General features: G+C 38.4%; 10 protein-coding genes. 2 read left to right on the top strand and 8 right to left on the bottom strand.

What is annotated here, in order from left to right:
* Positions 1–12: 12 nt before the first annotated feature.
* Both ACE1EF_RS16440 and crtD read right to left on the bottom strand, forming a co-directional pair.
* Positions 13–678 (bottom strand): carotenoid biosynthesis protein, encoded by a 666-nt coding sequence (locus ACE1EF_RS16440; protein ID WP_375721784.1) that lies wholly within the window; start codon positions 676–678, stop codon positions 13–15.
* A 14-nt stretch (positions 679–692) separates the two neighbouring features.
* Positions 693–2,174, bottom strand: a complete 1,482-nt coding sequence (gene crtD / locus ACE1EF_RS16435; protein ID WP_375721783.1) for a 1-hydroxycarotenoid 3,4-desaturase CrtD — start codon at positions 2,172–2,174, stop codon at positions 693–695.
* A 228-nt stretch (positions 2,175–2,402) separates the two neighbouring features.
* Between crtD and ACE1EF_RS16430 the strand changes: the two genes are divergently transcribed.
* Both ACE1EF_RS16430 and ACE1EF_RS16425 read left to right on the top strand, forming a co-directional pair.
* Positions 2,403–3,119, top strand: a complete 717-nt coding sequence (locus tag ACE1EF_RS16430) for a LytR/AlgR family response regulator transcription factor (protein ID WP_375721782.1) — start codon at positions 2,403–2,405, stop codon at positions 3,117–3,119.
* A 133-nt stretch (positions 3,120–3,252) separates the two neighbouring features.
* Positions 3,253–5,220, top strand: coding sequence for a sensor histidine kinase (locus ACE1EF_RS16425; protein WP_375721781.1), 1,968 nt, complete (start codon positions 3,253–3,255; stop codon positions 5,218–5,220).
* A 72-nt stretch (positions 5,221–5,292) separates the two neighbouring features.
* Here ACE1EF_RS16425 and ACE1EF_RS16420 read toward each other — a convergent pair whose 3' ends face one another.
* The 6 genes from ACE1EF_RS16420 to ACE1EF_RS16395 form a co-directional block, all read right to left on the bottom strand.
* Positions 5,293–6,315, bottom strand: coding sequence for an ATP-grasp domain-containing protein (locus ACE1EF_RS16420; protein WP_375721780.1), 1,023 nt, complete (start codon positions 6,313–6,315; stop codon positions 5,293–5,295).
* 204 nt (positions 6,316–6,519) lie between these two features.
* Positions 6,520–7,686 (bottom strand): PD-(D/E)XK nuclease family protein, encoded by a 1,167-nt coding sequence (locus tag ACE1EF_RS16415; RefSeq protein WP_375721779.1) that lies wholly within the window; start codon positions 7,684–7,686, stop codon positions 6,520–6,522.
* A gap of 154 nt (positions 7,687–7,840) precedes the next feature.
* A complete protein-coding gene (locus ACE1EF_RS16410; RefSeq protein ID WP_375721778.1) occupies positions 7,841–10,234 on the bottom strand; it encodes a TonB-dependent receptor in 2,394 nt (797 codons plus the stop codon).
* Between the two features lie 816 nt (positions 10,235–11,050).
* A complete protein-coding gene (locus tag ACE1EF_RS16405) occupies positions 11,051–12,889 on the bottom strand; it encodes a hypothetical protein (protein ID WP_375721777.1) in 1,839 nt (612 codons plus the stop codon).
* Between the two features lie 46 nt (positions 12,890–12,935).
* Entirely contained in the window at positions 12,936–13,766 is an 831-nt protein-coding gene (locus ACE1EF_RS16400) for a hypothetical protein (protein WP_375721776.1), read from the bottom strand.
* 336 nt (positions 13,767–14,102) lie between these two features.
* Positions 14,103–14,924 (bottom strand): sugar transferase, encoded by an 822-nt coding sequence (locus ACE1EF_RS16395; RefSeq protein ID WP_375721775.1) that lies wholly within the window; start codon positions 14,922–14,924, stop codon positions 14,103–14,105.
* Positions 14,925–14,932: the final 8 nt, after the last annotated feature.

The following is a 14,932-nucleotide window of genomic DNA, read 5'->3' as shown; positions in this document are numbered from 1 at the left end:
TTCCAGCATAGTTCAGATAAACAGTATTACAATATTCAGTACCAGGAAAAATAGGAAAAGCATGAAGAAGAGCGGACCGCCCATTTCATTCATCAGTTTCACTTTTGAAATGGCCATAAGAGAGGAAAAAATCAGCGCTATTACGAACCATGCAATATAGTTTTGAAGGGGAACCTGAATGGCTTCCCAGCTCCAGAAGCCCAGTTTTATAGCGACCGGTTCAAGCACAATGTCGAATGCAGTAACCAGTATGGCAACAACGGGTACCTTAATCCATTCCGATGTATCCCAGTATTCTATCATAGCTCTGGCTGTATAAACCAGGAGCAACCAGTTAAGTCCTATGATAAGCGGTGTCCCCATAACCTTTGGACCTAAAACTTTTCCATACCGGTATGATCCGAAAATGATACCGGTTTTTACGCCCAATGCCTCAACACTAAATCCGGCCATAAAGATAAAAACTGATAAAATGACCATCTTTAAGTTGCGGTCACCATCGTGGTAATGGATAGAACCTAAAACTGCCAGCAGTATGACCAACGGTGTCATAGCCTGAAAAACCGGTCGTGATAGTGGTATGGCAAAACCTATTATGCCTACCAGCAAAACAGAAGACACAGAGCGGATCGCTTTGGACGGTTCCGGTCTTGGTATCGCAATTCGTTTTATATCCATGTTAAACTCTTATGTTAAAATTCACCCTTATTTATGTACGTTTTGACTTCATCAGCAACTATTCTGGCTGAAGCAATACACAGTGGTATTCCCCCGCCGGGATGCACACTGCCACCCGTAAACCACAGGTTTTTAAACTGTGAACTGAAGTTTGCATGCCGGTTAAATGCTGCAAATAAACTGTTTGAACTGTTTCCGTAGAGCGCTCCCCTGAATGAAGAGGTGTTACGTTCAATTGTCACAGGATCGGCAATATTTTCAGTTAGAATATGCTCCCTGATATTCACGTTCAGCAATTTATCAATTTTTTTCTGAATATACATCCTGGCATCATTTCTCAGTTTTTCCCAGTCATGATTATGATTGGCAGGCACATTCAACATGACAAACCAGTTTTCGCAACCTTCAGGGGCATCTGTTTTGACTACTTTTTTACTGATAAATATGTATATGGTTGGATCATGATACAGAATTTTGTCTTTAAAAATGGCTTTGAACTCTGACTGGTAGTCCTTAGCAAACAAAATATTGTGCACATCAAGACTACTGTTAAAATCAACACCCCAGTAAAAAATGAGGGCAGAGGAGGACAGTTCTTTATTGATGATGGATTTTGGTGGCCTGATCCCTTCAAAAAGGTTCATGTAAATGGTCCTGACATCTGCATCACTGATGATAATATCTGCATTCATTTCCTTACCGTCACATACAATACCCGTTACTTTATTACCGTCATGCAGAATTTTTTTAATAGAGCTGTTCGTTTTAATTTCTATCCCTTCTTCTATAGCCAGTTTTTCCATGGATAGCGCAATAGATCGTATCCCTTCGTCAGGGAAATAGGCGCCAAGATTATGTTCCAGGTGTGCTATCATGTTTAAAGTAGCAGGTGCTCTGAACGGATCTGATCCATTATACGTTGCATACCGGTCAAAAATCTGTACCATATGAGGGGACTGAAATGCTTTTTTATTGCGCCTGTGCATGGTGTAGAGGGAATCCAGCTCATGTAAATGAAAAAGCATTCCGCGAAATTCCTTTTTTGCAAAATTCTTCCAGCGCTGAAACGCATTGAACAGAAATACAGGAGATGCCGTCTGATAAAGTTTTCTGTAGCGCTTAAGGTACTTCTTCAGATTATTCTTTGGTTCACCCAAGACTTCATAAGCTTCATCCGAAAACCGGTCGATATCTGCCCAGGCATTGACAACTGTTCCATCATGAAAAAAATAACGGCAGGAATTATCAAGCTTCGTATAGGTGAAGTAATCACGTGGGTTTTTATCAAAAAGTTCAAAAAGCTCATCACTCAACTCAGGAAGAGTAAAAAGTGACGGTCCGGTATCGAAACGAAAACCCTTTGACCGGATTTCTCCCATTTTACCACCAATGGTTGGGTTCTTTTCAAAAAGCGTTACGTTCAGACCTGCTTTTTTAAGTCTGAGTGCCACAGCGAGGCCACCGATTCCGCCGCCAATGATGAGTGCTTTTTGCATAAGGTTATGATTGAGATCCAAATATAAAAAATTAACAACTGAAAGTTAAGGAAGTTTGTTTAAGCACTTCCAAACAATTTATAATAATATTGAAATGGTGGATTCATGCACGTCAGAAAACGGTATAGGTTTTAAATAGTAGTAATTACCCCTAAAAACAGATCAAATCCTAATTTTAGTTTGCAAATAAATGTTAATTTATTAAATTTAGGCTATAAACGACCGAAAATGAAAAAAATTAGAGCTCTTCTTGTTGATGATGAACATGATGCAATTGATGTGATGGATAATTTATTATCCGATATTGACTATATCGACGTTATCGACAGGATTTCGAATCCGTTAAAGGTGGAATGTAATGTAAGTAAATTTCAACCGGACGTTGTATTTCTGGATATTAATATGCCGGGAATAAATGGCATTCAGTTACTTGAGAATATAAGAGAGTATAATACGGAAGTATATGTTGTAATTGTCTCAGCTCACCGAAGTTATATCAGTGATGCCATATTACATAATGTTTTTGCTTTCCTTTTGAAGCCTGTCAACCGGCATCAGCTGAAAGACATTACAGATCGTATCTTAGATATTAAAAAAGAAGTGGAAATAAGAGATTATAAAGGTATGATTAAGTTACCGGTTAACGATGGATATGTTTATATAAATACAAACGATATCTTATTTCTGGAAGCTGAAGGGAATTATTCCAGAATAACCCTGATTAATAATCAGGCCTATATCTCTTCCTATAACATGGGGAGATTACATAAAAAATTACCCCAGAGTGATTTTTACAGAATCAATCGTTCGTGTGTTATGAATAAGCATTATTTATTCAAAATTGACAAGGCTAAGAAGAACTGTGTCGCAAGAATCGGAGATAATGAAATACAAAAAGAGATATCAGGTGTGTTTATGACCACCTTCAATAAAATACTTCAATAATCTGAAAAAACTTATTGCCCTTATAAGAGCCGCTGGCGGAGGACAGCTTACCTGGTTAAATCCGTTTATAATCGCAGTTTTTCCTGCTTTAATAATCCTGTTATTGCAACCTATTGATTTCAACAAATTCAAAATGAATTTTTTAACCAGAACTCCAAACAAGACAATTGGAGATACGCAATTTTATAAAGATATAAATGATGACGGAAATATTGAAAAATTTATGTTTGGGAATAATGCTGCAGGGAATCTGTTTTTTAATCTCTATAATGTAAATGATGAATTAATTGAACAAATAAATTGTGATCATCCCACAATAAGATCATATCGGTTTATACACCCAATGTTTATAGATAAAGCAAATGATAATTTTGCTGAATTAATTGTATTCACGCAAAACAAAGATACAATATTCCTTAACCGTTTTGATTTTAAAACCCTAACATGGCTTAAAAAAAATATTTTTGTGACTGTAGTTGGTAATGTGTTTTCAAAAGGAGAAAATTTTACCATAGAATGGATAACAGAAAAACCTGATCAATCAGATATTCTGTATTTTGTTATTAATTCAGGTTTCAGCATGTTTCCCAGACGCATATTTGGCTATAACTTTCAGAACGATAAAATCATTAAATCCTTAAACACAGGTTCTCAGCAAAGAGTACGGGCATTTTATAAGGAAGATGGCAGAATGTTTTTTCTTTCTCTTACGCATGCTGCCAATAATTGTTCCAGTGCATATCCCTTTCCTTATCATGATACATGTGTGTGGATTTTTTCTTATGACAATGACTTGAAGCTGAAGGGTAAGCCTAAATATCTTAGAGGTAAAGGATCGGGGAATGATATATACAGGATAGATGACAGTAGTTTTGTTTGTTCCTATTGGAATTACGGTTCGTTTGGACACCCTAGTGCCTTATTAAAACTGACAGAAAGTGGTGAAATAACGGATAGTCTGAATATACATTTTCTTTATGCCCCCAGACTGAACCGAATAAATATTAAGAAGAGAGATTATTTTGTTCTAATTGGTGAAAAAGATAAAATGACTAATTCGTATTTATTCAATCCTGAAACATTCGGGCTTAAAGATAATCCTTTTAAAAGACTTATTTTTTTTGATAAATCTCCGATGAATTGTGATGTGGATCACGATGGTCAAAGTGAATTGATATTAGTGAATCCCATCGAAAACAGCATAACTATACAAAGTAATAACCTGAAGCATAAGAACAAGTTGAAATTCCCGATTCAGGAAAGGTATGTTTCAAATATCAGTTCAAAATCTGAACAGAGATCAGGACATATATTACTCACTACAGATCAAAGTGTTTATGATATGCATTTTATTCAGAATCCGGTATATAAGCTTAAAATACCATTCTATGTCCTGGTATACATAGTTTGTTCTGCTTTTGTAATGGTGATCATGGTTAATTATAGAAAAAGAATTGAATATGCCCAGAAGATGGAGAGAAGAATTGCCGGTTTGCAGCTCCAAAACTTTAAGAACCAGCTGGATCCGCATTTTACATTTAATGCGCTGAATTCGGTTGCCAGTGCTATATACAAGGAGGATAAAAGAACAGCATACGATCTTTTTCAACGATTCAGTGAGATGGTCCGTTCATCGCTTCACACAGCAGATAAGGTTTTAATACCCCTGGGCGATGAATTACAATTCACCGAAGATTACCTGGAGTTTCAGAAAACGCGGTTTAAAGGCTTGTTCAGGTACGCCATTGAGATTAGAAATAATCCGGATGTGGGTCACATTGAAATTCCTAAGCTACTGCTTCAGGGAATTGTTGAGAATGCGGTAAAACATGCTTTTTACCGCATAGATTATGTTGGGGAAATCCTTATCCGTATCGATAACACGAATCACAAAACCATAATAACTATTGAGGATAACGGCATTGGAATTAATGCCTCAAAACATGAAGGTTCAACGAAAGGGAATGGTGTCGGTTTAAAATTGCTGAAAGAACAGCTGGTCAGAATAAACAAACTATTTCAAAAAAACTATACTTTAGCCATAACCGATTTATATGAATCCGGCGGTAAGGGTACGAAAGTCGAAATTAGTCTTGGTTAAAACAAAACATACAAAATATGTAAACTGAAACTATTTCAGATGAATTTTGAAACCTTAAATGGTAATTGATGTCTATGACTTAAGCGAATTTATAAAATCTTCTGCTATAAATTTTTCAGCATTAACCTCAGCAGTAATCCATTGTAGTTCCTTGTTCCAGTAACCATCGCAATTGGCTATTATATCACGACAATAGATGTAACTTATTTCACAGATTACGGGCTTTATGCCATCGTATATAAAGTCAAAAGCAATGGATTGTGAACCAATCTTTTCAGATATTTCAAAAGCAAGTTTCACACAATTCATATCAAATATTTCGGGACTGTTATCATAAAGACCGCTTCCGGATGCTCTGAAATCTCCGGGCCGACAATATCTTCTGGTTCCGAAACACCGGTCTCCAACCACAATTAATCGCGTATCATAGGTATTACCGGGAATAAAATCCTGAAACATCACATAACCAAGTTCTTTCCCGGACATTCGTTCTACTGATGTTGGAATGAATAAGCGTATAAAGCCTGACAAGACACCACGAAGAGCATGAAGGTTCTTATCTCTTTTCAACAACCAAAACCGGTCTTTAAACCTAACATAACGATTGATATGTTTATAGCCGCGTCTAAAGGATTTTTGAATAAGTTTTTTAGCTGCACCTCGGGTATTAACCTTAATAACGTTTACTCCACTGGCTCCACCTCTTAGTTTAAAAACTTTTGGATAGGAGGTTTGTGCAGACCAGTTCAGGGCGTCCTGCTTTGTATAATATATGTGAGTAGGCACATAGGGCGCCTGGATGGATTCCATCAGATATTTTTGTCCGAGTTTGTCATCAAAATGCCAAACTGTATTAATATCCGGAAACACCTTAATTCCTTTCTTTTGCAAAGATATGGTGAGCTGACGTGCAAAAAGAGGTGCTCTGTAATCGTTTTGATTCCAGTGCCACATTAAACCGTCACAATCCTCAAGCTTTTTTATAATATCCGTATCATAACAATTTACAAGCTTATAAGGAATATTCTTTTCCTCGCAGTATGCAATCCAGCCATCACTGAAACTGCCTTTTTGTTTGTGTATTGCAATTAACATAATCGTACAGGTAATTTAAATTTAATATTTAAAACTAATAATTTCTCTTTTTTATGCAAATGACTTTACTTACGTTTTATATGCGTAATTGTTCTAGCCCTGTAAACAGTCAAGAACCTAATATCAGTCTAACAAAAATATCCTTACAATTATAACTTCGACCAAGGAGGTAAAAGATCTCATATCTATCTTTTTGTACGGAATTTAAAAATCATATTTCTTTACCGTTTCAATAATCTTTTTAATTTCTTTCATGTTTTTGCTGTAGATTTTATCGACAGCTTCAATCAATTCTTTCTTATCACTCCAGTCATTAATTCTCATAAATCCTGATACCAGCATGGTATATTTTGATTCAGGTTTTTTTGCTCTGCTTTTTATGATGAAGCCATTCTTTTCCAGGAACCGGATAAACCTCTGTCTTTCTGATCCGTTTTCAAAAGGTCCAATTTCAATATGAAATCTTAACCTTGTATCATCTCTTTTTGAAATCCTGATTGCAATGGGATAAGGAACTCTCCAACCTAAATCCATTCCGGGTAATAATTTTGTTAACTCAACAGGAAGAAACCAGAAATCTCTATCGCTTAAGTAGTATTCTTTGATTTTATGTAGTGTCTTAAACGATAGGAACGCCTCTTTCAGAGATGTTTCATCATGTACAATTGTTTCATTTATTATATCGATGGCATCACGGTGTTCGTTATAAATTTTGAGACATAGTGCTTTTAACTGTTCATTCATTCCAAGTGTTTTTTCGAGTGTCCTTAAATAAAACCGTATAAAGTCTGATATCTCTTTCGAAAGATATTTCTCATTTGCTTTCAACGTGTCATGGATCAGTTTGTGCAGAATTTCATGACTCAGAATACCGCATTCGTTATTATTTTCAGGCTCATCTCCGGTAGTTGTTAAAAGGGCAGGTATTTTTATATAATCCGGGAATGCTGCATTAACAACATTTAGATAAGCTGACAACGGTTGTTTGCTGTCCCTTGAGTGAATTTTGTTTTTAATAATAAATAGTAAGCTGTTACTTTTTGACTTTAAGCAGATTGCATTGTTTTGTTCATCTGTTTTCAATACGGTATCTCCAAAATCAGCCATATGAATTTGTAATTGGGATATTCTATCACCTAAGATATCTTCATTCATTAAAACAACTTGAGATAACACGACCTTCAGAAAATAATCGCCCAGACCATGATTTTCATTCGGATTAAGCAACCAAGCCAAAACATTGGAATGTTTTATTTCATCCGTCTCAATTGCCAGAACCTTGAAGGGATTAAATGCCTTAATCTTTGTTTCTAACATTTCAAGATTATAATTATTTACAATGAAGTTATATAAAATCTCTTTTTCATTCATTTTTGCTACCTGCAGAGTTATGTTTATATGTTATACCGGATAGCTGCATATGTCAGTTTCACCATGAGTTATTCAGGAAAAGTGTTTGATTATTTACATATGTTAGAAGGATTTCTTGAATAAAAGAACTGGGAGATATAAACTACTGATCAGATTAAAACTGTACCCTGTAAAGCATCATCGGAAAGAAACCTTGTTGATACACAGCATATTCTTCATTTCTGTTGACATCATACTGTATTTGAAACACATTCCTGTAGTTGGTCAGGTTTTGCAGGTCAAGCCCCCATTCCATGGTCATTTTTTCACGATTATATTTGAAACCGATCCTTAAATCCGTTCTGAAGTAGTTGCCAAAGCGTTTTTCCCAGGCATGTTCCCAATCCAGAACTGCAGAATGGGTGGATGCAGAAGCTTCCTGATTATATGGTACATATCTGCGTCCTCCGGCATAAACTGTTTTAGAGTCAAATGTCAACATAGCTTTTTCATTCATTTGGATTTCATACCCTAGAAGCAGATTGCACACAAAATTGCCGTTAAACGCTGTATTACGCCATATACCATCCAGAGGTTTGTATTTTGATTCATACAAGGAAGTGGTCCATAAGAAATAGAACCCCCGGTCAAGAAATCTTTCCATTGTAAATTCTATCCCGTAATTTTCACCCGTAACATTATTGCTTAGAAAATTTTCAGCAGGAACAGTAAAGTAATCTCCGGCATTGATCATGGCAAACTGCCTGTCATAGGCAGAGTTTTGATATATTTTACCAGGTATGTCATATAGATACTGGTAATATAATTCTGTTTTGAATCTCAATATATGGGTAATCAATAGATTATAGCTTAAGACATAATGGTTGCTCCGTGACATTTTCAGATTTTCGTTAGTGGTGTAGGAGCTATCTGTTGATGAATCATAAAACTGGTGATAGTATATACTTTTAGCTTGTATCTGGCTGTGTTTCCCATAGCCGGCGGACAGGGTCTGAGACTGACTAATCTGCCAAACCATAGAAAGTCTCGGTTCCTGAATCCATTGTTCATTCAGGTCATAGTACTGACTGTAAAGTCCACAGTTGAGTGTCAGTTTGCTGCTGAATTTGTGCTGCCACTGGACATAACCTCTCCATAAGTTATTATTACCCTTGATATCAAGAATACGGACAAATCTTTCAAATTCAGGATAATGGACGCTGTCGGCATAGTTAATTATAAAATGGTCCCTTATAATTCCTAAGCTGTAATTATTCCGGCTGTTAATTTTATGTTTGTATTCTGTTGTTAATGAGAGTTTTGATTCATTCTGTGTGCTGCGATAGTATGGAATGATTCTTTCGGGGTTGGTATAAACAGAATCATAGCTGGTTTTTGAAATAGCATACTGTACCGACAGCGTGGATCTGATCCGGATGTTTTCATTGAAATAATACTGATGGGTTAATCCAACAAAACCCAACTCTGTTCCAAAATCGGTGGCCGTATTCCTGGACACATAGCCGGTTGTTATTCCACCATCTGTCCCCCTTCCCAGTTCAATCAGGCTATTCCCCCAAAGACCGATTAATTTGAATCGTCCGGCCTTATTCCCGGGAAAATCGATGACAAAAGTGAGATCTTTATACTGAGGAATGGTCATCCCTGCTCCCAGATCAAATCCCAGCTTATTAACCACATCAAGTGTGGAATACCTGTAATTTGCCATATATGAGGCATTCTGACCCCTTTGGGATCTGCCCAGAGGACCTTCGGCTCCCAACTCAAAGCCGTTAAATCCTACTTGTCCTACATACTCGCGTTTTTTGTTATTTCCTGACCGCATATTAAGATCAAAAACACCCGACAGGGCATTCCCAAATTCAGCAGGGAACGCTCCGGTCATAAAATCCGATTGGGTAAGAAGGTTGTTGTTCAGAATGCTTACCGGGCCACCTGTTGTGCCCATGGCTGCAAAATGGTTGGGGTTAGGAATTTCCATGCCTTCAAGTCGCCATAACAATCCCATAGGTGAGTTCCCACGTATGACAATATCATTCCGCATATCGTTCTGACCAACTACGCCTGCAAAATTAGCTACCATACGTGCAGGATCACCCAGACTGCCGGCAAAACGTTCCGTTTCCTCAATGGAAATGGAACGGGCACTTACGGCTGCCATAGGGTTAAGTGCACTTTCCCTCTGTTTCTTAGCTCTGACGGTCAGTTCATTTATAACTTTAATCTTTTCACGAAGTTCGATCTCCAGGTAAATTTCTTTAGCACTTGTAACCAGTATATTGCTGACCTTTGTTGTCTCATAACCCACGAAAGACACATCAACTGACTGTCTTCCCGGACTGACATGTTCAATTTCGAAATAGCCTTCAGTGTTTGTGGTTACTCCGATTAGGGGATCAGAGCCGGTAAGTGTTACAGTGGCTCCGGGTAAGGGATAGCCTGTTACTTCGTCAATGATCCTGCCCCGAATGGTCTGATGAAGGGGTTGAGCCAATATGACCGGAAACCATAGTACTAAAAATATGGAGAAGAGATATATATATTTCATTTTAATCAGTCCAAATGAGCATATGACCACTACAGTTAAACGCATTACATTGGAAGAAGAGGTTATCATCCCACCTTTATCATCCGGTAATATCAGTTAGGTTTAACCGGGTATGTTCAATCCCCGGCCATGAATTGCTGCCCTGAAAAGGCGATGTTAACTGTTCTCGATAACATGCCACCGGAAGAAGTACTCCTCCCGGTCCGGATAGGAATCAGGACCAGGAGGAGTGGGATAGGGATCTATATTCGTCATCACAGGGGTAGTATAATAGACAGTTTTAAGATGAACTACGCGGATGACGAAATATTTTAAGGGATAAGATTTTGTGTCTGTAATTCAGAAGGTCTTTCGAACCTAGATTCTAAGGTAGTAGAAATTGATGCTTGTGGCTCTCAGACACTTCTGACTATTAGTTTATATTTAAGTTTTAATGTTTTCTGCTGCTTTGAAGCTATAACTCCTCTATGTGACGGAAAACTGTGTTCGTCATTCCATTCGCAATGACGATTGACCGTGTAAACAATGCCGTGCAATAGTATACGTCATTATGATCCCGACGTTTACGTCGGGAGAAGTAATCTCAACCAATTGAGGTGTGTTCATTGGAGTATGAGTTTGCTACTTCTGATACTAAGGTCTGGATGGTTATAACGAATGGCTGAACGGACATTCAGGAAGAATCTTTGAAAAAATCAAATTCCCGCTTAAAGTTTACCGGTTACAAAAAGTTGATGAGCATATAGAAAAATTTTCATTATCCACTATTCTTTAAATTTTACCTGTGCATATAGCCATTCACTCGTCACGAAAATACTACATATCCACCACCACACCAATGCTGCTTGTCAGTATATGTTTGCTTTTCGGAGCCCTTATGCCGCTGTTGTTGCTTTTCCACCAGGATGTTCCATATCCTATACTGCCCACTATATGATAAAAATTGATAAACTTAATGTGGCGTGCAACTTTAAAATCAAACGCAATTTTTGTTGTTACCGAATAATCATATATGCCGTCCTTTCCTAAATTCATTTCCGGGTATTCCAGAACATTATGGCGTTGATAGCGGTAAACATCGCCAAAGTTAAGGTTATCTTCCATATTAGACAGATCGTTGGTGCCGTGTCTGATATACCTGGTGTCCCAGGATAAAACCAGGTCCCTGAATGCAAAATTGGTCAGGTTCAGGTTCCATTCGGCCGAATTGGGAGGCAGATAAAAACCAAGGTTACTTCCATCGTGTGTGTAGGTCATATCCAGAGGACGATCGTTACCGAAGGGATTAAAGTCCGTTTCCGGGTAATGGGTATAAACATAAGGTGTCAGACGTGTGTATCTTAGTTTTGCAGTGGTAAAAGGGATTATATGAGATAACAGATTAGTCTGCCAGCCCAACTGCCACCCGTAACGGTTACGGGGACGTAGAAATAATCGGCCATTACCTTCCCATCCAAATTCATCCACAAAAAACTCTCCCCATAGTTTTCCCATGTTGGACAGCCTCACAGCAGCATCAAAATAAAGGGTCAGGTTATCGTGATCGCCCACTTCAATCTGTGCCAGATGGGGAACCATGAAAGGGACCAGGTAGGCCATTTCAAACCGTTTGGACCAGATATTGCTGCCACCGGCTGCCAGGGTGGTGTTTTTCCACAGGATGAGTTCCAGCAAATGATTTGTGAAATTTTTTTGTACCTGCCCAATATCATAACCGTAAATGTTTTCAAGTGTATTACTTTGTGATTCATATGAAAACAGCGAGCCTGTAAGGTAGGAGTAACGCAACCAGGGGACTGGCTCAATTTTGAATTCAATTCCGGGAAAACTGCGTGCTGTTGATGAAAGTACAAGGTTTTGCTGATCAAAACCCCAGGCGCGTCTCCTGTTGTGAATATTGATCTGAAGGGTGTTGTTAAACCATGACATGTTGAGTTCTGTATGGTAGATAAGGGCTGCCGTAAGATTCTCATGGATAGGCGAGGTCTCTTTAAAATCAGGCACATTGACATGTGACCACATGGTGATGTAATCAAACTGGTAAGGCAAAGCGGCATATCCTACATTATCATAAGGAAAATAAACGTCTCCGTCTTTTGTATATGACCCTTCAAAGTAATCCGGCGCTAAATGTTCAAAAGCCGGACCACCGCTAAAAGAAAAGGAGATATGCTGGCCGAAATCTCCGCTGACAAACGGTTCCGCGATCAGGTTGGTTTGCCAGGTCCCTTCTTGACCAATTCCTGTCCCTATTTCGGTACGGGCACTAAATCCCAACACAGCATACCGGTCCTTGTTTTCGGTCTGATAGATACGTATGCTGTTGGAACCGTGGGTCAGATCTTCCAGATATGTTTGCACCAGTGATTGTTCTTTTGCTGTCAATCTTCCAGCTTGTAATGCGTCAGAAAGTAGTCTGACAACAGTAATCCGCGTATACGGTTTTGACATGGGGAGAAGGTTTACATGTTTGCCTGTTTCCAGGTAGTCCAGGAATTGATATACCGGGTCAGAAAGCGGAATAATTTTATGGTGCAAACGGATATTTCCTGTTTCAATGTACTTTAAATCCGCTTTAACAAAATCATGGGGCTGACTAAATAAAGTGGTTCCATAAAGCAGGATTATCAGTAGGGAGGGAATGGTTTTGAACATTATCTTCAGAATTGAATTGGAGACTTTAGTTGGTTACAGCTTGAAATTATTCATTAATATCTTTGGTAACTTTACTATATTTCAAAGAATGGCTAAAGAGCCATTTGAAAAGTTTATCATCTTTATAACAGGGCACTGCAGTATGACCCATATCTGAATATTCACTGTATTTGAACACAGGAAGACCGGCACGGTTAAGTGTTAGCGTGTTTCTTTCAAATCCCGTTAAGCTGTCTAAAAGTTTTGTTTCGGTGGCATTGTCGTTGCATGCATAGTTGCGCATGTATTCTAATGCCTTTCGTGCAACAGTTACCCGCGATTTTATATCGGACAGGCCGATGTGATACCATACTGCAGTATATTTGGCGATGTCGTTTCCCAGGTCAGGCTGGCTTTGTCCGGCTATACGTATTATGGCTGCGAAGTACATGTTTTCAGCGAACATTCCTTTTGCCAGTGGGTACGAACCGGATCCTCCCCAGGAAAATCCGGTTAAATATATGCGGTTCAGATCAATTCGATAGCCTGAATCTATGGCGCTTTTAATCCAGTACGCCAGGGCTTGACCATCTGCATCTGTTGTTTTCTGGTAGTCAATAACAAAAGCAGGGAAATCCCGTGCAACTTCCGTATAATATTTTTCTCCTTCACCCCATTTGCCGGAAACCAGCAGTGGATAAAGCCGTGATGCATTTTCTGGTTTGTTGTATCCCCAGGGACTCTGAAAGGTCAGGCCCTTATGTACAAGTTCAACCGGTGCATCTGTATCATTAAATAATTCCATTGGATTAAGTTCGCTTTGATCGTTTTGTGCCTTGGCGCAGGAAATGAAGGTTAGTGTAAACATGGTAAACATAAAAGATAGTATTCTTTTCATCTTATCGTAGTAAATTATTTTTAGAGATTTCCCAACAACGCAGTGACAGGTTTTAATGCTATCCCGGAAGTTTGTCTGGCATATATGTAGGGTTATAAAATCCTCAAAGACACATCTGGTCTGTTTAACAGGGACTTTATAGTGGTCAACTGCATAATTACTATTTTCATTCGGAGCTCTTATCTTTAGTTGCTTCTTTAGCCGCAATCATATTTTGCTTTGTAAATCGAATTCTTTCCGCTAAAATAGGCTTTACGCCTTATAAGATGTTATCGTCTGAAATATTAGTGATGATCAAACAGATAATTTAATGTAGTTTTTTCCGGGTTTGTTAATTCATAATCCTTTAGCTTTTAACATGACCTTTATACCTTTTAAAATAATAGAGATATCAATAAATAACAATTTGACCGGCGAGCTAAAGATGTAGTTATCAATGTATTTGTATTCATACACGGGTTTACCCATCTCAGGTGTTCCTTTATTAATATGTCCCATGCCCAGAAGGCCTCCTTTTATCAGGGCCCTGGTCACATTGCCCTGTTCCAGATCCCGCTCATAATGGTGTACCGCCAGTGGGCGCGGACCAATGATGGACATATCCCCTTTAAGGACACAGAAAAACTGGGGGAGCTCATCAAGATAAAATTTTTTGACAAAGCGGCCGAGATAGGTACGGGCTTCCGGCATCCACTCGTTTTGAAATGCATGCCAGTCGCCTTTGGCCTGAAGTTCCTTATCGATGTATTTCTGCTTGATGAGTCTGATTTTGTATTTCCGGAATACCTTTCCACGGCTAATGGCATTGTAATAAAAAATCAGGGGCCCCCGGTTTTCCGGAATAAGAAGACCCTCTATCAGATTAAAGAGGTAGAGAATTACAAAAACAGGAAAACTACCAATCAGTATCAGGATTGAAAAAACCTTATCGAACATTGTTTTTGAAAGCCTGCTTCTAAGTGCTCTTTTCAGTTCAAAGATATAGCTGTATTCACTTTTTACTTCCTCATCCGGTGGAATATAAACAAAGGCCTGTTGTGGTTCTTCATCAGCATTGACATAAATGGCATCTGCAAATTCTGTTTTTACCATACCAACCGGTGTTTCTACTGACGCTTTGGTGACATTTCTGTCACCAAAAAGTTTGTTCCAAATCATAATATGTC

The organism is Quyinboa sediminis (assembly GCF_042219855.1).
Classification (GTDB): domain Bacteria; phylum Bacteroidota; class Bacteroidia; order Bacteroidales; family UBA5342; genus JBHJHP01.
The sequence above is the reverse complement of the archived record's forward strand: the minus strand, read 5'-3'. Positions and strand labels throughout refer to the sequence as shown.

What these genes read in the sequence shown, in the direction of transcription:
- ACE1EF_RS16440 (WP_375721784.1), bottom strand. Translation starts at nt 678, where the DNA reads ATGGATATAAAACGAATTGCGATACCAAGACCGGAACCGTCCAAAGCG.
- crtD (WP_375721783.1), bottom strand. Translation starts at nt 2,174, where the DNA reads ATGCAAAAAGCACTCATCATTGGCGGCGGAATCGGTGGCCTCGCTGTG.
- ACE1EF_RS16430 (WP_375721782.1), top strand. Translation starts at nt 2,403, where the DNA reads ATGAAAAAAATTAGAGCTCTTCTTGTTGATGATGAACATGATGCAATT.
- ACE1EF_RS16425 (WP_375721781.1), top strand. Translation starts at nt 3,253, where the DNA reads ATGAATTTTTTAACCAGAACTCCAAACAAGACAATTGGAGATACGCAA.
- ACE1EF_RS16420 (WP_375721780.1), bottom strand. Translation starts at nt 6,315, where the DNA reads ATGTTAATTGCAATACACAAACAAAAAGGCAGTTTCAGTGATGGCTGG.
- ACE1EF_RS16415 (WP_375721779.1), bottom strand. Translation starts at nt 7,686, where the DNA reads ATGAATGAAAAAGAGATTTTATATAACTTCATTGTAAATAATTATAAT.
- ACE1EF_RS16410 (WP_375721778.1), bottom strand. Translation starts at nt 10,234, where the DNA reads ATGAAATATATATATCTCTTCTCCATATTTTTAGTACTATGGTTTCCG.
- ACE1EF_RS16405 (WP_375721777.1), bottom strand. Translation starts at nt 12,889, where the DNA reads ATGTTCAAAACCATTCCCTCCCTACTGATAATCCTGCTTTATGGAACC.
- ACE1EF_RS16400 (WP_375721776.1), bottom strand. Translation starts at nt 13,766, where the DNA reads ATGAAAAGAATACTATCTTTTATGTTTACCATGTTTACACTAACCTTC.
- ACE1EF_RS16395 (WP_375721775.1), bottom strand. Translation starts at nt 14,924, where the DNA reads ATGATTTGGAACAAACTTTTTGGTGACAGAAATGTCACCAAAGCGTCA.